Here is a 21,717-nt window from a genome sequence, read left to right as displayed (position 1 = left end):
CCTAGATGACCGAAAGACGATGCGGTTCTAAAAAATTTTTAAAAAAATCAATAGGGCTATTGAAATCTCAAAATGATCAAGAATATATTGCCGAACAAACTTGTTGCCCTTAACCAATTGATCACGGACGGTATTGACGGAAATCCCAAGCCTATCTGCAATTTCCTGATTATCCAAAAACTCTTCTTTACTCAACAAAAAGATTTCGAGTCGCGATTTTGGGAGTTTTGAAATGGCCTCACGATAAACTCGCTCCAAATCTTTAAACCGAATTGCTTCCTCATTCGAATTGTCTACCAATTTGGTCCAATCGATATCTGTAGCCTGAAATTGGAATCTGACCTTTTGTTTCCGCAATTCGTCAAACACAAGGTTCCGGGCAATCGTATAGAGATAAGACTGTGGATTTTTATTACCATCCAATTCTTCCCATTTTTTCCAAATGCGGGAGAAGGCTTCTTGTACCAAATCTGCGGCAGCTGGTTCTTCTTTAAGGTGTAAATAAGCATATTTATACACTTTATCCTTGTACAGCAAAAAGAATGTTTTAAAATCCAGGACATTATTATTTTCAATAGGCATTCTTCATCACTTATAATTGATCCTACAAGTTTAGTGAGAATTTTTTAAAATATACCATGAGACGCACATCATATACGACCTATAAATCGCAGTTTTACAAGTGATAACACTTTAATTATAATGAATTTATATTAAATTAACACAATGGGTAATCGGCGCTCCATTAAAAATACTGTGATCACTGAATCATATAACCTTATACATCCTGGACAAGCTGGAAATAAAAAAGTCTCTTTGCAATAAGCAAGGAGACTTTTTTTTATGGTCCTGTAATTTTATAGCAGACTACACGAGCTATTTTAATAACGGAAATGGTCCTAAAAAGTAAGTTCCGCGTTTATAGAAACGGAGAAAGAAATCAAGTACCTTATCGTTCACAGGAAAGAAAAATTGCTTATCCACCTCTGCCTTAAATAGATTAATATAATACTTAGGTAACTCGCTTGGAAAGAAATCTTCAACCAAAAGATTCAAGAAATACCGTGCATAAGGCAGTTCTTCCTCACTATCCTTCACTATAAAGCTGTTAGTATCTAATGGAAAAAATTCTTCTATGCCGCCGAACACTTCCAAACCAGTTTTAGGATTAAAGAAAACCGTCACTTTAGCATCTTCTGTAAGATCCAGGTTTGATTCAGGAAGCGGGGATTCTTCTTTACTGGGATATTTTTGCTGATATTTCTTAAAAAAATCAGTTGCAAATTCCTTTACTTCTTTTCCTTCCATAAACGCAACTGCTGCCTTATGTTCTGCTTGGAATAATTTGCCCATATCTTTCAGCTGCTTTTCAGTTTTCTTTAAGCTCTTATCCTTTCCATTCAATGCCTCAATACGATACGTCATCTCATACTGCTCAGGTAAATCAAAATTTACTTCGTCGGGGTTAACAACGGTCATGATTCCAGACAAGTTCCAGGCATCTTTCCATGGTACAATTTCCATGTAGAAAGATAACGTTTCTGTAGGCTCAACAAATTGCTGTATGGAGTCCTTAAAGATCTTAAACGGAGTTTTTGTGCCGATATGCTTTACATGCACATACAGCTCGTCTGTCTTTACATATTCAAAAAAGCTATTGATGCGGTTACCTAGCGTTTTGACAATACGGTATAGCGCATGTTCCTTTCCTATCACCTCAGCGACAAATTCAGAAGCCTTCAATGCAAACAAATGTAGTCTATAATTATTGAAGTGGTTGTCTCGCACACGATAGATCATCTGTTGTAATTGATTTTGGTCGTGTTGATATCGTCCAATCTCAGCAACTTGCATCAAATGATTCAAATTGGTATTATATTCGCCCGCCGTCAGGTAATTTGTAGCAACAAGTTTCTCTATAAAATTACGGACGTCAAAATAACTCGCACCTTCTTCCAAAACATATTCTAGCTTTAACTTCTCATTTTCAGGCGCAACCTCATAATGCTCTTCCAAAATTGAATAGGCCAAATCTGTAATCAACTGAATCAAACGTCCACGTGGATCGATAAACAAATGTGGATTACGTTCGCTGAAAAACAACCAAGTCAATACAGCAATATCTTCGCTATTAATATCCTCGGCGTAATAATCTGTCAAGGCATCATCAGTATAGAAAGGTAGAAGTTGATTATACAGTTCTGTATGGATTGTTCTAAATGCGGAAAAAATTCCTGTTTTTGCGATAACATCTTCTAAGTAACAGGTCAGATAGATACTCAATGTTTTTAAAGCATCTGTATGGATAAGATCATTCGTTTCTTGCTCCTCAAACCAAAGCGTAGATAAACTATCATTGATTTCATTTGCAACACGTAAATAATAACTATCTATTTCATTTGTTTTTTGATAAGTGTGGTGTGCAATCCAATCTTGAATAAAAATTCTGTTTCCTCTCATATGAAAAATGCTAAAACCAAAAGTAGCCAAATTTTCGAAATATCCATATGGGCAAAATATAAACATCAATTAAAATAGTAGACTGTGGTTAAAGCAGTCACAAATAGCAAAAGATACCTAACTATTCGAGGTATAATTTACTAACACTGTCCACTGAAGCACTTGCAATTAGCGTAATTCGAGAAATTATACCCGCCAAAAGAATAAAATTGCCACAAATAAAAAGAAGAGATACCCAAATAGATATCTCTTCTTTTTATTAAAAGTTAAAAGGGATCTGTCAATCACCCTGTAGCAATCACATTCTTACTATCACCAAAATGATCTTGCAACGTAGGATTCAAAATAGCGCATGTTTTCAATAAATCACGTACCGGATATTTGGCCACAACATCTTCCAGGGCCGCCAAATGCCGTTCGTGGTGTACATCTGTTCCTACAAAATCATACATCCCCGATTTAATCATAGTTAAGGCTGTAGATTTCACTTCAACACCATAATAACGACTAATTGAGAGCAAATTAAGCTGTAACATGCACCCTGCATCCTTGATCTGCTTATACATATTGAAGTTGTAATGATAGTAGTTATAACGCTCTGGATGTGCCAAAATAGGTTGATAGCCCAGATTTTGTATATCCAATATGGTTTGAAATAGCGCTTTGGATTCTTGTAAATAGGACATCTCGATCAATACATATCCCCCCGGCATAACACACAACTCATTCGATTGGATGAGATTTACAATACCGTCATCAATCATATGCTCTGCAGCGGAATGGATTTCCGGCATATTAGGGAGCCCCTTCATACCAGCTAAAAGCTTACCCTTAGCCGCTTCAATCGTACGAATTGAATTTGGATGTACACCATCCATAATATGCGGTGTACAGACATATTTCTCAAAGCCCATCCTTCCAAGTCCTTTCAACAGTGTCAAGGATTGCTCAATAGATTGACTTCCATCGTCTATTCCAGGCAGAATATGGTTGTGCATATCCACTTCCAAGAAGGCCAATTTTCCCACAACCTTTACTTTTGAATCCTGAGTTTTTTTCCCAAACAGTTTTGAAAATATCCCCATATTGTGCTGTATAAATCGTTTAGTTAGTCTATTAAAGTAGTTTGTTAAACACCAAATGTACCATAAACAAGCCAAATAAACTTAATATTATTTTAACATTATGAAAATATAACCATAATATTACAAAATTGATCAAAACAATAGTGTAATAAATTTGTTTTGACCGCCTTTTAGTTACTTTTTATTTAATTCTTTGATAATCTGATCCATTAAATAACTGACTGCGCCATCGCTTGTCTGAGGTAACCGTGTAGACATTTCAACTTCAGCGCGGTTGCCTACGATTCCTTTGGAAGTAATTGCAGTACTGCCATATTGATTGAGTTGTGTCAACATTTCTTCCCATTGTTTCCCTGGTGAAACACCCATTTCCTTTAACATATCAGGCAGCTTTTTTAAATCCATCGCCGCCGACATCTTATTTTGCTTCATCAGCTTGATGAAATCTTTGTTTGTTGGACCACTCATCTTATTTTGACGGATGTCATTTAAAGACAGAGAATCATTACTGACCATAACCAAATCCTCCTTTAGAAGAACATACATTGGAACATCCACATTTTTCTTGGTTGAAAATGCATAAATACCATCATGGACTTGGCCAACATGCTTTGAAACAGCCATTTCTAAGCCTTTTTTGATCAAGCGTTGATCCTTTGATGTAAACATCCAAATAAATACAGGAAGTGTTTCTTCTTTGGTCTTTTTCACTTCGGTTGCATTGTAATCATCGTCATAAGTATAATCGATGTAGTCTTTCTTGAATTTACGAAGACCGTTAACAACTACAAGATGGTCGCCCGGCATTACTTGAGCAATTGCTTTTTCATCTAGTGCTATTTCGAGCGCCATCAGCCCCCATTCTAAAACATCCTGTTGCGGCCCCAGCAAACCACCATAATATTTTGCCATATAGGCCGGCATTTCTGTCAGATAAGCTTCCGAATTAATATTCACATTGAAGAAACCTAAAGTCTTATCGGTCAAATATTTATTAAACTTAGCATTAGGCTTTTTAGCATACATTCTTTTGGACATCTCAGCAAGCCCTTTATCCAATCCAACAGAACCTTTTAATTTCAGCACACTTCCTTCTTGCGCAAAATCCAATATACCATCTTGATATCCGGTTTTGAACTTATCCAGTTTAATCCCCATGTAATAATAAGGAAGTGAGGTATACGGAGTAAGGCCACGATAAAGATCCTCTACACGGGGAACGTACAAGCGAATAAGTCCCATGTTTTTCTGAACTTTCTCCTGATCAGCACTTGATAGGGACTTGTAATTCCCTGCAAGCAACCGGGTAGCTTCGTTCAACAACCACTTTTCAAGTAAGCCATTGCGGATAGAATCATTTTTTCGATTTTGATCTTCATATGCTGTATAAAGTGAATCATAGTAACTCGGGTCATGCATTTCAACTTCTTCACTTCCAACAACATCCACTACCGGCGGCTGAATTTCTGCAGCAGCTAATTCAACGGTATCCGGTTCTACATCGATAGCAACAGGAGGCGATACCTGCTCAGGAAGCTTTACAGCCTCATCCCACACGACCGCTGCGGAATCCATTGCCACCACTGTAGTATCTGCCCAGGCGTCCTCGTCATCGGCCGGACGTGCGATATAGTCTACCTTCTTAATACCATACCGACCAGCGATTGAATCATTATCGAAAAAAGTGGGATTTGCCGTCGCCGAAATAAATCGAGCAATATGATCGTTATAGACCAACATGCTGCCCGCTTTGAGACTGACGCTGCTGTAGCCATTTGAAAATGCTTTTGGTTCACCGGCTGCATGGAGCAATTGTTCAAATTGCCCCTTATTGTTCAAAGAAAATAAGAATTCCGTAAAACTAATACTATCAGTTTTCCTGGTATAAAAATAAGCAGGCTTAGAAAGGTCGACGCCTAAATTTTTGATATCATTGTTCGCAGAAATACCAGCTTTTTCAAAAAAACCCGCTTTTTGAAGTAACTCGTTCAGTTTGTTCGCATTTGCTTTCTGTACAATATCTTTCAGGTTGAAAGCAGCAATCACTTCCACATCTTCGGGGACCTGTTTGATTAGGTCCTGCGCCTGAGCACTTGCCCCGAAGGACAAACAGGCGAATGCAACTAATATAAATTTTGATTTCATCTTATAAATAATTTTTCAGCTGAACCGGACTTGTTGTTCATTTGCAGTTTATGCGCTAAGCACGTCTCGGTTTTCACCCTATTATGAGGTTATTTTGTTAGTGTGATTTTATTCGCCAAACTCGATTTACCATACACCAGATCCATAAAAGGCAACTTCAGCAGTACCCCTTTTTTATTTCCTGCAACCTTTGCCAAACTGTTTCCCTGAGAGATTACAGGCTTTTCAAAACGTACGATCTGTGTATAGAATGCGTCTGCAAACTGGGTTGTATTGTCGCTTCCCAACTGATTGAATTTTGCTTTCCACTCATTGGAAGCCACAAATTTACGTTCAAATACATGAGATTGCGCATGATAATAATATCGGTTCGAATTCGATATCTTAGTTTTAAAACGGTTTGCCAAGATATCCGAAAAAGCATTCAACGATTCAATCTGGCTAAAATCACAGGAAATATTAACAATGTAATTGGTAAAATCCGTCTTGTACGCTACATTAGAAATACCTTTAGTCTGCTTCAATAACTGAACAGCAGATCGAATTTCCTTCTCCATTTCGGCTTGAGAAGGTATTCGGATTCCCTTTATACTTTTCATCTTCATTAAAGAAGACACCTTCGTCTTACTTTTACTCAAATTTAATGTCGCCGCAATATGCCCAGAACCGTCTGATTTTAAATCAATCTGTTCAACAAAATCAAAACAACTTGACAATGTCAAAGTCATTAAAAAGGCACAAATCACGCCATAGAATCTTCTCAATTTTCTTTTTGCTTTAAATCCATTCATTAGAACTCGGTACGATTAATAATTTGTCAAATCAATATATGTTTTACATCAGCAGCAAACATTGTGCTATTTTTTCTTATTGACAAAATTATTAAAGTCGCGAAAGCATTTCACTACCTGAATTCAGGGAAAAATGAGAATACATATATTAAACCTACTCCTTCACGAAAGAATTAAAGCCGCTATCTTTAGACCATTGCAGTGTATTATAATAGGGATGTATCCACTTATTTAAATCATTAGGGACATAACAGGACAGTCCGGAGTACCGCAAAATGGGTTTACCCAGAAACCTGGCCGTATTCGCCTTATAGATAACCAATTTCGAAACTGTAGCCTCGATAGCTGTTGTCTCTGAGGGCAACATGTTCTGATGCACAAAATCAAGAAAATCAAAACCAGCGGATAAAGACTTCTCGTCAAAATCCAGTCGCTGTAAGTTGTCGCGATATACCGTTGTCAGGGGGGATTTATTCAGTGCAATATGGACGTTGTTTGCAAGATCCGACCAATAGGCATTATTCACTACAGCTATCGTAGCAGACTGATAGAGGCCTGTTAACTGATTATAAAAATTAAAATATGTTGCCGCTGCAGACCTCAGCCCCCGCTCTAGATTAGGATCAAATAAATCTTTCAAGACCAAATGATAAGGCATACTAGTGGATAACACTTCAGCTGGTGAAGCAATCGTATATTTAGCTTTTTCCCGAAGCTGATATAAGACTTCCACACTCGCCATGGAACAGGCATCGAACATTAAAAAGTCAAGCCCAGAAGGAATAACCGTTTGCAGATCCCTGAGTTCAGTTTTGCTTCCCCTGTCTTCGTTAAAAGACATCAATTTGACACCAACATTTGGCAGCCAGTTTGTCGCATGTGACCATAACACAAGCCCTACTGGACGACTGCCGGCATATGCATTCATAGTCAATAGGATTTGTTTCATTACTTGGGGGCTTGCCGAATCTTGATCCCCATATGATTTGATGACTGTACTTTTAATTTCTTGACTTTGATCGGCTACAATTTTGTAGATTTTGGGCGTGGTGCCCGCCAAAGAGGCATATACATAAACATCGGCGTCCAATCCAACCAACCCCTCTTCCATTGCATTGATGCTGTTATAAGCATCTGAAACCAGGTTATTATTAGCACCAATATAAACCAACAACACACGGCTATCGCTCTCCATTAACTTGTCTCTTTTGTCATTGCAACTATTTAACAGCGTCATAGATAAAATAGACAATACCATCAATACGCGGAACATAATCAAATTCATAGTAAAAACACTTAAAAACAGTAACAAATATATCTAAAAATCAAACTGATACATCAATAAAATAATTATTTACACAAAAGAATACGAAGACTTCATATTAATTTAACTTAACTTAAGTATTTTTGCCATTACTTTATTAACAAACACTAACTATCAATATGATTAAGAAGATCATAACTATTCCACAACAGCATATGTTGCGAATAGCTTGCTTTATGATTGCATCGCTTACATTTAATTCCTGTCAGAAGCCTGAATCTCGAATCGAGCAGCCGGCAGTAAAATTTACCCCCACCATCGTCGGCCAAATCAACACAAAAGCTACCGGAACTACCTGGGAACAGAATGACCAAATCGGTGTATACATGTACAGATCAGGTCAACCGTTGGAGTCAGCGACTGTTATCAACCAGGTCAACAATCACTTGTTCACTTTTAATGGTTCGCTCTTTCAAAGCAACAATTCAATTTTCTTAAACGCTGAAAAAGTGGATTTCATCGCATACTATCCGTATAAATCGCTAACAGATTTTCAATATCCAATTGATTTAAGTGATCAGTCCAATCCCGCAGCTTTAGATCTGATGTACGCAAATAACGCTAAAAACATCGATAAAAGTAACAACACCATCCCGCTTAACTTTGTAAGGCAATTGAGTAAAATCAGTATTCATCTCTCCATTACCAATACCGCTGTACTGGAGGCAAATCAAGTTACGGTTAAATTACCAGCAATAAGCACGCAAGGGGGATTCGACTTAACATCTGGAAAATTGACGGTGAATTCAACGGAGAAAAAAGATGTTCAGGGAAAATTAACGGTAAATGCGAATAAAACAGCTTTAATTGAATTTCTACTCCTTCCGGGTGAAGATATCACCGGAAAGGCAATTAAGTTTGTTGCTTCTAATGGCGATAGCTATACCTGGACGGTACCACAAAATCAAAACCTAAAGCAACTGACCGCAGGTAACAGATACAGCTTTGACATCAAAATCGACAACGGTAAACCGAGCGGTGGAGTCGGTGATTCACAAGCCTATCTAGAAATTCCCAAGATGAACAGTCTCAGCAATGATGAGGTTTTTATACAGCATTTTATGCCGGACGCCAGCGACAGTAGAAACTATGCGATGTTATATGACAAAAAATTAAAAATGGCGTATTGGGTAGCTTATCCGTTATACAGCAGCATTTTGGGATCGGGCAATCGCACGGATGCATGGGGATATGATCCGCAAGTCTCTACGGCTTTTCAACCTAATTTATTTAATGGTTTCAAGCCAAGCGGCTACGACAGAGGACACCAATTACCAAGTGCGGACCGCAACTTAAATACAACCCAAAATAAAACAACGTTTTACTTCACCAACATGACCGCACAAGCTTCACGTCTGAACCAAGGTATTTGGGCAAACCTGGAAACGAAAGTCAGAACCTGGACGGCACAGTGTGATACGATGTATGTCGTAACAGGAGCAATGCCTACAACAAGTACCAATACAGTATTGGATTTCGCGCAGGACAATGATGGCAAAGATATCGCCAAACCCAAATATTACTTCAAAGCACTAGCAATGAAAAAAGGATCCGAATATTATACCATTGCCTATAAGATAAATAATGAAACCCCACCTTCTGGAGTAACCTTTGAAAACTATAGATTATCGGTAAGCGACCTTGAAAAGGCTACAGGATTCATGTTCTTCCCCGATCTCAATGACGCTCAAAAAGCAAATATTAACACCTCTATTTGGAAATAATTAATAAACGACTTAGTCATATCAATTCATTTTAATTATGAAAGTAAACCAACTTTTATTCCTAGCGACTGCAGCAGCAGCCATTACAAGTTCCTGCCAAAAGGCACCTGTTTCAGAACAAGAAATTACTAAAGCGGTAACTTTTTCGTCAACAATCTCCAATCAAGTTACGACCAAAGCAACTGGAGCAAACTGGGAAAGCAACGATGCTATCGGTGTTTTCATGAAAACCGGCAGCGGCCTAAGCAATGCATTGGCAAGCAACAAACAGTATGTTACATCGAGTGGAGACGGAAACTTCAAAGCGAATGGCACTACCGAAGAAATCTCTTATCCTGCTGATGGTTCCAACGTAGATTTCATTGCCTACTACCCTTATCAAACAACCATCAGCAACAATGTCTACCCAGTCAATGTAAGCGATCAAAGTCAACAAAATAAAATCGACTTATTATATGCTAATAATGTAACTGGTGCCAATAAAAATACAGCAAACGCCCAATTACAATTTAGCCACAAACTAAGTAAAATTGAATTGACGATTGCGGCCGGAACTGGCGTTAGTTCCCTATCAGGTCTTACCGTAACTTACAATGGATTCAATACAACTGCAAATTTCGACCTTGCAACAGGTACATTAGCTGCTGGCACTAACCCGGCGGCTATCAAAGCAAAAACAACCGCTGGAACAACCACTACATCAGCAGAAGCCATCTTATTGCCTGTCGCCAACATTTCTGGAGCAAAAGTTGAATTCAAAATTGGCAATGAAATCTATACGTGGACTTTACCATCATCAACAACTTACGAAGCTGGTAAAAAATATAGCTATAACATTACTTTACAGGAGGAAGCAGGCAACAATACAGCTATTGTAGCTTCAGGAAGTATTGTTGACTGGACCGATGTACCTTCGGGGTCTTATACTATCGGGAAAGACGAAGAAAATGGCGGTGGCACAACTGATCCCGTTGAGCAGACATTATATACTGAAGATTTTGGTTCAACAATAGTTTCATCAAATACGAAGATCGCAGCATTTACAGGCTGGTCAAATACGGCTGTAACCTATACAGATCAATTTGCGGTGTCTGATATTCGCGTATTAAAATCGGGAGATAACTTAACAAACCACGTATGGCTACCGGCAAATAAAGATGCTGAATTGGCTATTAGCAACATTAACACCGAAAAATCATCCAAATTAAAACTTACATTTGATATCGCCGCTAATGTGTTTAACGCAGGTACAAAATTCGACATCAAAGATCTCTCAATAGATTTAAATGGACAAAAATTTAGTCCAACTTCCAAAGTATTATCGAAAGAAAATAATGATGCAAATATTTTTTACACGGTAGAGGTTGATCTTTCCGCAGCAACATCAGTTCCTGCTAGCTCTAAAATTACATTAACAACAACTGTTACAAATAATACTGTTGGTGTCCGCATCGATAATATCGTCTTAAAAGGCCAAAAATAAAATACAATAAAAACATCTTCAAATGCAACACATCCATCATGTGTTGCATTTGTTAGCTAAATACATTTCACTTTTTAACCTCAAGCTATGTATAAAAAATACATACTTTTTGCGCTCTTATCGGCGGCCAGTACCCCTATCTTTGCCCAAAAGGCCAACGTACAGGGTATCGTACGCAATCAGTTGAGCAAAGAACCTTTTTCCAATGTACGTCTCGTCTTTGAAAAAAATCAAAAAACAGTGGTTACGGATTCCAAAGGAAACTTCAATCTACCGAAGTTAAATTCAGGCGAGGAAACCATCCTGATCACGGGCGGTAACATCCAAGAAACTAAAATTACTGTTCAAATCCCGACCTCCGGTCTGCTCAAAATGGAAGACATTTATGTTCTTCCAAGTACTGACAATGATAATATGGTACAACTGAGCATGGCTGCAGATGATTTATTGGATGATGATAACGAATCTTTCGATCAAAACATTTCGGCCAAAATTATCCTTTCCAATGACGTATACGTTAACAAAATTGGTTATCAGCTCTCACAGTTCCGTTTCCGCCTTCGCGGATACAACAACCGATACGAACAAAAATATATCAACGGTGTACATTTCAATGACCAGTTGCGTGGTGTCTTCAACTACGCCTCCATCGGAGCCATCAATGATTTGACCCGAAATGGTGACGAAGACAACGCCATGGATGCCTCGACTTTTACATTCGGCTCCATTGGCGGCTCTGAAAACATCAACATGCGTGCAAGCACCTTTGCGAAAGGCGCAAAGGCAACAGCTACCTATACCAACCGGAATTACTATAGCCGCGGCATGCTGAGCTATTCTACCGGTCTCATGGACAATGGCTGGGCATTTACAGGGTTGATCGGTGGTCGTTATGCCGATAAAGGTTATGTAGAAGGAACATTCTACAAGAATGTCTCTTATGCCCTGTCGATTGAAAAACAATTCCAACAAGGAAAACACAGCTTATCCCTAGTTACCTTTGGTTCACCCGTAGAGCGCGGTCAACAATCAGGCTCCTTTCAGGAAGCCTACGATCTCCTCGACAATAACCTATACAACCCCAATTGGGGTTACCAAGATGGAAAAATCAGGAATTCGCGTGTAGTAACGGCTTACGACCCTACCGCAATCCTTTCACATATCTGGAAAATCGATCCGAACACAAAACTGACTACAGGTATATCACTGCATTATGGCAAATATGCCAGTACTGCATTAAACTGGTACAGAGCAAAAGACCCAAGGCCTGACTACTACCGCAATTTACCTAGCTACTATACACAGCAAGAGGATATTGACAAATATACCGAAGCATGGAAATCCAAAGCAGTATCTCAAGTCGACTGGGCTAGTTTATATAATCAAAACAAGGAAGCGGTAATGAAAGGTGAGCTTTCAGCACTATATATGGTCGAAAAACGTCACAGCGACCTGCTGGAAAGTAGTTTCAATTCGACGTTAAACAAGACCATTAACGAACATTCAAAGTTAACGGCAGGCATTGCAGTTAAAGGCTCACAATCACAGCAATATAAAACAGTAGACGACTTGTTAGGTGCCGAATATGTATTGGACACCGATAAATACGCAGAACAGGATTTTGGACAAGGAGCTTTACCAGCCCAGAATAACCTGTTAAATCCAGACTTTAAAGCTCGTGAGGGTGATACATTTGGTTACCGCTTCAATATCAATATGAAGTCGGCGAATGCTTGGCTACAAAATGAATACAGCTATTCGAATATCGATTTCTTCTACGGGACACAACTTTCCTATACCAGTTTTGAACGGATTGGTTATATGAAAAATGGACGTTTCCCAAATGATTCTTATGGAAAAGGACAGGAGCATCATTTTGTAGACTATGCATTTAAAGGGGGGATGACCTACAAATTCAATGGACGTCATTTGTTGAATGCGAAAATCAGTTACCAAACCAAGGCTCCTTTGGCCAATGATGCCTACGTCTCACCACGTGTAAGTGACTTCACCTTAGCGGACTTAAAAAGTGCGAAGATCTTCTCAACAGATATTAGCTATATTTTCTCCTTGCCAAAGTTAAATGGACGCTTGTCGGTATTTCAGACTAATTTTACGGATCTAATTAGCCGTCAAAGTTATTACAACGATGCTGCACGTACATTTATCAACCACGGTTTAGAAGATATGGATCAAATTCATAGGGGGGTTGAGTTAGGCTTAACATACAAGATCGATAACAACTGGAGTATTGATCTTGCTGCTACAAAAGCCGAATACTACTATAGTAATAATCCAATGGGGGTCATGAACTCTGAAAATGGATATATCAATGGTATTCCTGCGACTAATGTACGTGAAACAGTATATCTTAATAATTATTATGTTGGCGGAATGCCACAAACAACAGGAACATTTGGCCTCCGCTATTTTGTCGATTATTGGTTCTTTGGTGCCAATGTAAACTATGCAGGCGATATGTACTTAGCCAAAGCACCGCTTCGCCAGTTGATGTCCGACTATTCGACCATCAGTCCGGATGATGCAGAACTTTACGAGGCATACCAAAATTTGACGCATCAAGAGAAATTTAAGAACAGTGCGACTGTAGATCTTTCTATCGGAAAGATTTTATACCTAAAAGATCGTGGTAAATCAATCAATTTCAATTTGGCTGTCAATAACGTATTAAACGACAAAAACATTCGAACAGGCGGTTACGAAAATGCACGCCTGGACATTACCGCACCTAATAAGTTTAATTCGAAATATTATTATATGCAGGGGATCAACTGTTTTTTGAATGTATCCTATAGATTTTAACTTCAATAATCATGAATAAAAAAAATATACAAGCTGTCTATACCACGATGTTATCAGTCATCTGTGTCGGACTTATCCTATTTACCAATGCGTGTAAGCGCGACTATACTGAGCCGCCATTGACTGAACCCATATACAGTGGTCCAGGTGCTAACATCACAATAGGAGCATTAAAAGAAAAATATGCTAACATTGTGGATCCAAAAGTAATTGAAGAAGATTTAATTATTAAAGCATTTGTCACAGGTAACGATATTTCGGGAAATATCTACAAGCAGCTATACATTCAGGACGAAACTGCAGCCATTAATATCGGCGTCGATCAAAACAGCGTTTATTCATCCTTTAGAGCTGGCCAAGAAGTTTACGTTAACCTAAAGGGTTTATCCATGGTCAAATATGGTGGTGAATTGCAAATTGGTTTTAGCGGAACCAATGCGAATCGTATCTCGTGGCTTGTTTTTCAAGAGCATGTACTACGAAATAAGTGGTCTGATGCAGCTAATTTAACGCCGTTGGAAGTCGACCTGTCCAAGTTAGACGCATCAATGGTCAACAAATTGGTCATTATTAAAAATGTACGCTTCAACAACGGCGGCATTAACGCCTTCGCAGGTGGAACCGCTACTGTCAGCGAAGTCGTCAAAGATGCGAATGCCAAAACATTGGATGTTCGCAACAGCAACTTCTCTACCTTTGCTAAAGAGATCCTTCCTAAAGGAAACGGAACACTAGTCGGAATATTAGGTCGTTACAATGGTGGTTGGCAGCTCTTCTTACGTGACAAGACAGATGTTATTGACTTTGATGGTACAGATGCGGGAACAACACCGACTGATCCCGAAACCGGAGGGACACTATTCAGTGAAACATTTGGCAATGGCACTTATCCAAGTGGCAACCGTCCAAAAATTGCAGATTTCACCGATTTCGACATGAAAGCTCCGGTGACCTACACCGAAGAAAGCAATTCCGCCGATATTCGAACAGCGACAGGAATCAGTGCCTCGGTTTGGCTTCCGGCAAACAAAGATATTACACTGAAAATCGCTGGAATACAAACGGCCAACAAAACGGACCTTACATTGAGTTATCAGCTCGTTCCTAATATTTACAATATTGGTGAAGCGACCAACCTTAATGCCATGAAGGTGAAGGTAAACGGAACAACTTATACAATTCCAAGCACACCAGTAGCGATCACCTCAACAGATGACCGTAATAAATATTACACGGTCAGTATTCCTAACATTACACCTGCAGCAACAAGTACCGTCGAATTTATAATGACTGGCGCGGACAATGCATTTGGCTTCCGTTTAGATAATATTAAAATCGTAAGCGCAACTGGCGGAAGCGCTTCAGACAACACGATTATCGTTACTAAATAGATGAAAGATGAACTATAAACACATCAGCTGCATTTTACTTCTCCTTTTATTTGCTGTAAATCCGAGTTTCGCACAAACCAACCGTCGGGTTTACCCCATCGCATTCTACAATTTGGAGAATTTATATGACGCCGTAAAAGATTCTTCCATCAATGACGATGAGTTTACGCCAAAGGGTGCCAACACATGGACAGAAGCCAAATACCAGCAAAAGATTAAAAATATGGCGCGAGCAATTCGCGCTATTGGTTCGCCGAGTTCAAACCTCGGGCCCATAGCTTTAGGCGTAGCCGAAATTGAAAACCGCCGGGTTCTGGAAGATCTTACACGAGATCCCCAACTCCGTGAGCTGGGATTAAAGATCATTCATCATGACTCCCCTGACCGCCGTGGTGTGGATGTTGGATTCCTTTATAATCCAGAATTCTTTACCCCCTATCGCGATCAGGCATATTCCTTTCATTTACCGGAAAATCCCGGGTTCAAGACGCGTGATCAGCTCTTAATATCCGGAACTATTGCTGGCGATACAGTGCATATCATTGTTAACCACTGGCCTTCGCGTTATGGCAATAAATCTTCTGGACTTCGCGAATTCGCCGCAGGTATTACTAAAGGGATATGTGATTCCCTATATCGTGAAAATCCGGAGGCCAAGATTATCATCATGGGCGATTTGAATGATGACCCCAAAGATAAAAGCGTGAAGGATGTCTTGCAGGCCAAGAAAAACCCACAAGATGTACCAACTCAAGGATTGTTTAATACCATGTGGAAGTTTTACGATAAGGGAATTGGATCACTGGGTTATCAGGGGCAATGGAACCTCTTTGATCAGATCATTATTTCCAGGCCACTATTGGATAATAAAAACAAAGGCTTACGTTTCGTCAAAGCAGAAATCTTCAATAGAGACTTTCTGGTTCAACAGGAAGGACGCAACAAAGGTTACCCGCACCGGACATTTTCAGGCGGCGTATTTATCAATGGCTACTCGGATCACTTTCCAACATTGATCTTTCTGGTAAAATAATATAAATGAAATCCGATTAACTCTTCTTAAACGGACTTAAATATAGGAGCTCCTTATATACGAGCTCCTATCTTTTTTTGATATCGCCAGTCTTCAGGAATCTATCATTATACACAAAATATAAACTACCATTTAATCGCACTATTATACCATAGTTAAAACGCAATTTTTTACTAGATTTAAATCATGAAGCTTATCATATTTGATCTAGACGGGACACTACTAGATACATTACAAGACCTTGGAGACAGTTGTAACGCAGTTCTGCAACAGTATGGATATCCAACTCATCCACTCGTAGCCTATAAGAAATTTGTAGGCAATGGGGTGGAGAAACTTATCGAAAGGGCATTACCCGAAGAAGCACGAACCCCACAGACGATGCCGCTCGTACTTGCCGCTTTTAAGAGCTATTACGAGCAAAAACCCATAACACACACAAAACCATATACCGGAATTATACCGCTGCTCCAAGAATTGAAATCCTTAGGTTATCTCATCTCCGTAGCGTCCAATAAGTACCACGAGGCAGTCCTCCCGCTGATGCAGCAATATTTCTCCGATCTTCAATTTGACCTTATTTTGGGACATCGCGCTGGTCATCCAGCTAAACCAGATCCAGCGATTGTCTTAGACAGCCTCCAAACACTGGGCGTCGGCAAACATGAATGCTTTTATGTAGGCGATTCATCTGTGGATATGGATACCGCCAATAATGCCGGGGTAACAGCCATAGGCGTGACATGGGGTTTTCGCGATGAAGATGAATTAAAGGAACATGGTGCCCAATACATTATCCACAGCCCAGAAGAGCTTCTAGGTATTATATAATCGTATAGTATAAAAAGAAAAGCGGCACTCAAATCAATCGTGATCCAGATGCCGCTTTTTTTAAAGCAGGTGACTACATTTTCGCATCCATTAATTGCTCGTTTTGTGTTTTGAGGTTACCCCGCTTTTGGCACACTATCAGCAATCGAAATACTTCTATTCAAAATGCGACAGTATCGGATTATTGATCTGGGCCGAAATTCCATTTGTGAACCGCGTAACGACATTAGAAGAGAATAATGTGCAACAACAACTGAAAGAACTGATTCGACAAAATTTCAATCATCCGTCGATTTATATCTGGGGCATGCACAACGAAGTGTATACACCTACGGCCTACACCGTTGATCTCACCACAAAATTAAATGATCTGGCAAAGTCCGAAGATCCGGACCGATATACCGTTTCTGTCAGCGGTTATAATGTCATCGACCACCCGGTCAACAACAATGCAGACGTGCAAGGCATCAACCATTATTTTGGATGGTACAACGGCGAACTGGAAGATAAATCAGCCAAAGACGACGATGTCGCCTCCTGGGCAAAACGAATCAGTGAAGCATTTAAAGATTACCGAATCATCTTTTCGGAATATGGTGCCGAAGCGATTCCCGAAGATCAGGCCGAAGAAATTGGTAACTTTGGCAATCAATGGAGCAACCCTGCCTTTTTCCCCGAAGAATATGCCACCAAATTCCATGAAGTCCATTGGGGAGTAATCGCTAAAAGTCCGATTTTCTTAGGCTCCTATGTTTGGAATACCTTTGATTTTGCGACGCCGATCACCGCACTCAATGTCAATCCCCGAAATTATAAAGGATTGGTGTCCTTTGACCGTAAATTGAAGAAGGATGGTTTTTATTGGTACAAAGCCAACTGGAGCAAAGAACCTGTATTATATATCACACAACGCCGTATGATGAATAGAGGGAATGAAATCACAGCTGTTACAGTTTATTCCAACAGAGGTGAGCCTACATTGATAGTTAATGGACAGTTTATCAAAGGCGCCAAAATTGGTCAGACCAATGTACATTACATCTTCGAAAACGTGAAGCTAAAAAATACAGTGGAAGCGAAAATACGTCCGAAAGATGGCAAGATATTAACCGACCATATTGAATGGAACTATGATCCAGCGTATAAACAGGGTCCATCGGGACCTACTAAATCAAAAACAGAACACGTCGGTCTATAGTTGACCGACAAAAGCCGGGTGTTTACCGAGATTGTTTCGAGATTGGCCTAATGAGCGTGGTCAGTGCGCTATTTCCGTCCTATCTTTGAGTCATCAAATAAGAAATAAAGATTTAAAAAAATAAACATCATGGCAACTAAAACGACATTCAGCATCAACAGTAAAACAATTACTAAAGTTTTTCAAGATCTTTTTGATTCCTTCAAAAGCTCCCGTTTAAAAGTTTCATCCAAGAATGGACAAGAATACTTAAATATTTCCCTGCTATTAGCTGTAATCATCGGAATTATTTTCCCTGTAGCTTTTATTGCATTGATTATTATAAGTTTGATTGCACCTATTGAAATTGCAATTCTTCAAGAAGTAAAAGAAGAGCATGCAAATCAAAAGATGATTGAACTTAAATAAAATACTATACTATCACTACAAAGATGGGCTATCCAAAAATTGGATAGCCCCTTCTTTTATAAAATTCTCGGCATATATCCATACAGTACAATTTCATCTATTCATCCGCAAATGATCAAAATGGTCTCTCTACGCTAGCTTTCAGTCAAAAGATGACATAAGATTTCCAAAAAGTAGCTCCCTGTCTACAAGCTTACAATTGGATTTGGTTTTTTAGTGCTAAATTTGAATTCCAAACTAAACAAAATAGGCTATAGTTAATTTATTGGGGTGAAAGAACAATAACGTGAAAAACAGTAGAAAATTATTTATTATCAGGACAGTTTTAATTGCCTTCCTCATTCTTTCCTTGACTTATATCGGTTCGATATTTACCTATCAATATATTGAATACCAAAAGACCGAATCCCGTCTAAATAAAGCATACAGCTCTAAGAATGAATTGACAAATCTTTTTTATGAACTCTTCTCATCATATAACGACTCCGGAAATGCGTTTCGTTCCTACACCGTGGATTTTAGTGCCAAAAATTTAAAGAACTACAGCAATAGTTTGGATACGCTCAGGTTTTATATTGATTCACTATCGGAATTATCTTCACAAAAAGGACTTATTTTCTCCACAAATACTTCCCTGGAACAAAATATTTCCCTCTCGGATGAGTTCGCACGCATTAAAAAATCTGTTGACAACATGATTTTTCTTGCGAAAGACTCTCTTTCGCTCTTAACCAAAACAAATAAAAACATCCGTCCAGGAAATAATAGAATATTTGCAGATTCAGTTGTCAACAAAATATTGCGCGATACTGCTCTTAATGTCAACATGAAAGATACGATAGTTCGAAAAAAAGAGAAGCTATTCACCCGTATTTTCAAAGCCAAAAATGATACCTTGGTCGCAGATAGGCTGGAGCAAAATTTCAATGTTAACCAAATTAAAGCTATACATAGCCAAATCCAAAATTTGATAGAGCAAAATGAGATTTTCCATCTCCAAGATTTCAGTAAGATTCGCCGTTCATTTATGGAGCTTCAGCAGAAAGAAAGGCAGCTTTTACAATCTAACTACAACTTATTCAACACGATTAGTACTGCATTGCTACGAATTAAAACTCATGAAGATGGAATGTTAAGAGCTGCTGAAATTCGAGATTTCAAGCTTTATCGTGAAAACTCCTCCATTTTTGGAAAGCAGGTTATCGCTTCTATTATTCTCATGATAATTATGGTAACACTCCTCTTGTCATACCACTACAATACACTGGTGTATGAACGGAAACTGACCGCTGCCAGAGACTACGCTTTGAAAACAGCAAAGGAGAAGACGAGTATATTAGCCAATGTAAGTCATGATGTACGCACACCGGTCAATTCTTTAGTGAGCATTATTGACTTACTAAAAAACAACGCCGAAAGCAATAGGATCAATCCTATTTTATTAGATGCCATCACACAAGATATTCATGTGATAAATGATACCGTTGAGGATATTTTAAATCTCGGTAAGCTAGAGTCTGGTACATTAGAAATAAAGGCCGAATATTTTTCACCATCTCAACTACTCTTCAATGTGATTAAAATGCTCCAGTCACAGGCAGATAAAAAAGGACTAAAACTTATTAGCTCCATTGATATCGATCGCGACATCTTAATCAAAAGCGGAACATATCGCGTAAGACAGATTGTTTCCAACCTCCTCAGTAACGCCATTAAATATACGGATAAGGGGACGATAGAAGTGAAAGCCTATATCACCAGAAATCAGGGATCAAAATTACATATTGTAGTTAACGATACAGGAATGGGTATTTCTGCAAAAGATCAAGAGCATATTTTTGAACAGTATTATATGACTGATCAAAAATCCAAAAGTAGTTTTGGATTGGGATTGCATATTTCTAAACTCATGGCTGCACAGCTAAACGGAACGTTAAGTGTTAACAGTCAACAAGGTAAAGGATCAACATTTACATTAGTCGTCCCATTTACCGAAGAAAAGAAAAACAGAAAACCAATCACAAATTTGAGCAAATTATCAAAAGATTTAAGTTTTGTCGTTATTGATGATAATGCAATTAATAATCTATTTGTAAAACAAGCATTGCAACATTTCGAAAATGTAAAGATCTATCAAGATTCAACTGCTGCAATAACTTACCTGAAAGAAAATAAAACGGATATTATTATAACCGATCTCAAAATGCATGGTCCTACGGGCTGGGACATTCTAAATACTGTCAAAGACACCAACCCTATGCGAGGATGGAATAGCAAAGTTATTGCATTAACGTCAGACGAATCACAGGTAGCCATGCAGGCTCCAGAAGGCCAGCAACATGAATTTGATGGCATTATGACCAAACCCTTAAACAAAGCTATTCTTGCCGAGATCATTGCGCGCATTTCGTAAATTAAATAATCTTCCCACGTTAATACTTATATCTTCAACGGCATAGAATCAGCCAGCGCTGCCATCAGCCGAAAAAGCTCTCCATTCCAGTATCTTCCTGTGCATTACCGACCAAGCTACAATCATTGATAACGATCCGTAGTACAGTGGCCGCTAGCCTGACTCCAAAGTAAACAATAGCAGAAAAGTGATGATGAAACGGCTCTGTATATGGACAATAGTTTATGGTGACAGCAATTAGAGAAAAGCAATATGGCCATGACGAATTATTTCGCCATAAAATCTGTATTCCCAAATTACGATTATAGCCATGTTGTCCCTTGAAGCTAGATTGTCTAGATGGATACTATGCTGATATACCTCACAGAAGAGCGAGTTCCTGTCGATGAAAAATGTTGCTTTACCGTTATGGCGATCGTGAAACTATATTCCGGAACGAATAAACTATTTACATCTTTTAACCGGATACATTTATAGAAGATTCGTGTAGCAACTACTGGAAATACGAATGATAGCACATAGAAAGTGGACCGTCACTGAGGACAGTGCCGGTTGCGGAGCATGGCCGATGGACCAGCCCCGTCGACGGCCACGGAGGTAGTTAAACG

15 protein-coding genes are annotated in these 21,717 nt (G+C 38.9%); 9 read left to right on the top strand and 6 right to left on the bottom strand.

Annotation, left to right across the window (positions count from 1 at the left end; genetic code table 11):
- Positions 1-27 precede the first annotated feature (27 nt).
- The 6 genes from B3139_RS10195 to B3139_RS10170 all read right to left on the bottom strand — a co-directional run bounded on the left by B3139_RS10195 (position 28) and on the right by B3139_RS10170 (position 7,766).
- Positions 28-582, bottom strand: a complete 555-nt coding sequence (locus B3139_RS10195) for an RNA polymerase sigma factor (protein WP_209577427.1) — start codon at positions 580-582, stop codon at positions 28-30.
- Positions 583-876: 294 nt separating this feature from the next.
- Entirely contained in the window at positions 877-2,460 is a 1,584-nt protein-coding gene (locus tag B3139_RS10190; RefSeq protein ID WP_293882521.1) for a DUF3843 family protein, read from the bottom strand.
- Positions 2,461-2,744: 284 nt separating this feature from the next.
- The gene (locus tag B3139_RS10185) at positions 2,745-3,545 is read right to left on the bottom strand and encodes a tyrosine-protein phosphatase (RefSeq protein WP_209577423.1); all 801 of its coding nucleotides are present in this window, start codon (positions 3,543-3,545) and stop codon (positions 2,745-2,747) included.
- 174 nt (positions 3,546-3,719) lie between these two features.
- Entirely contained in the window at positions 3,720-5,690 is a 1,971-nt protein-coding gene (locus B3139_RS10180) for a DUF4836 family protein (RefSeq protein WP_293882518.1), read from the bottom strand.
- Positions 5,691-5,779: 89 nt separating this feature from the next.
- On the bottom strand, positions 5,780-6,481 hold the full coding sequence (locus tag B3139_RS10175) for a hypothetical protein (RefSeq protein ID WP_293882516.1): 702 nt from the start codon (positions 6,479-6,481) through the stop codon (positions 5,780-5,782).
- A gap of 154 nt (positions 6,482-6,635) precedes the next feature.
- Positions 6,636-7,766, bottom strand: a complete 1,131-nt coding sequence (locus tag B3139_RS10170; RefSeq protein ID WP_293882514.1) for a clostripain-related cysteine peptidase — start codon at positions 7,764-7,766, stop codon at positions 6,636-6,638.
- Positions 7,767-7,924: 158 nt separating this feature from the next.
- Here B3139_RS10170 and B3139_RS10165 point away from each other — a divergent pair, with 158 nt between their 5' ends.
- From B3139_RS10165 to B3139_RS10125, 9 genes are all read left to right on the top strand, one after another.
- Entirely contained in the window at positions 7,925-9,529 is a 1,605-nt protein-coding gene (locus B3139_RS10165) for a fimbrillin family protein (RefSeq protein WP_293882512.1), read from the top strand.
- Positions 9,530-9,566: 37 nt separating this feature from the next.
- Positions 9,567-11,012, top strand: coding sequence for a fimbrillin family protein (locus B3139_RS10160; RefSeq protein WP_209577412.1), 1,446 nt, complete (start codon positions 9,567-9,569; stop codon positions 11,010-11,012).
- A gap of 87 nt (positions 11,013-11,099) precedes the next feature.
- Entirely contained in the window at positions 11,100-13,835 is a 2,736-nt protein-coding gene (locus B3139_RS10155) for a TonB-dependent receptor (protein WP_209577411.1), read from the top strand.
- 11 nt (positions 13,836-13,846) lie between these two features.
- Positions 13,847-15,226, top strand: coding sequence for a DUF5689 domain-containing protein (locus B3139_RS10150; protein WP_293882509.1), 1,380 nt, complete (start codon positions 13,847-13,849; stop codon positions 15,224-15,226).
- A 7-nt stretch (positions 15,227-15,233) separates the two neighbouring features.
- Positions 15,234-16,259, top strand: a complete 1,026-nt coding sequence (locus B3139_RS10145) for an endonuclease/exonuclease/phosphatase family protein (RefSeq protein WP_209577409.1) — start codon at positions 15,234-15,236, stop codon at positions 16,257-16,259.
- 186 nt (positions 16,260-16,445) lie between these two features.
- The gene (locus B3139_RS10140; protein ID WP_209577406.1) at positions 16,446-17,090 is read left to right on the top strand and encodes an HAD family hydrolase; all 645 of its coding nucleotides are present in this window, start codon (positions 16,446-16,448) and stop codon (positions 17,088-17,090) included.
- 103 nt (positions 17,091-17,193) lie between these two features.
- Positions 17,194-18,288, top strand: a complete 1,095-nt coding sequence (locus tag B3139_RS10135; protein WP_293882507.1) for a glycoside hydrolase family 2 TIM barrel-domain containing protein — start codon at positions 17,194-17,196, stop codon at positions 18,286-18,288.
- Positions 18,289-18,417: 129 nt separating this feature from the next.
- Complete coding sequence (locus B3139_RS10130; RefSeq protein ID WP_293882504.1) at positions 18,418-18,696, top strand: DUF4342 domain-containing protein; 279 nt, start codon at positions 18,418-18,420, stop codon at positions 18,694-18,696.
- Positions 18,697-18,982: 286 nt separating this feature from the next.
- On the top strand, positions 18,983-21,109 hold the full coding sequence (locus tag B3139_RS10125) for an ATP-binding response regulator (RefSeq protein ID WP_293882502.1): 2,127 nt from the start codon (positions 18,983-18,985) through the stop codon (positions 21,107-21,109).
- Positions 21,110-21,717: the final 608 nt, after the last annotated feature.

This window comes from Sphingobacterium sp. UBA1498 (assembly GCF_002325125.1).
Taxonomy (GTDB): Bacteria; Bacteroidota; Bacteroidia; order Sphingobacteriales; family Sphingobacteriaceae; genus Sphingobacterium.
This window is presented reverse-complemented; position numbering and strand designations above follow the sequence as displayed.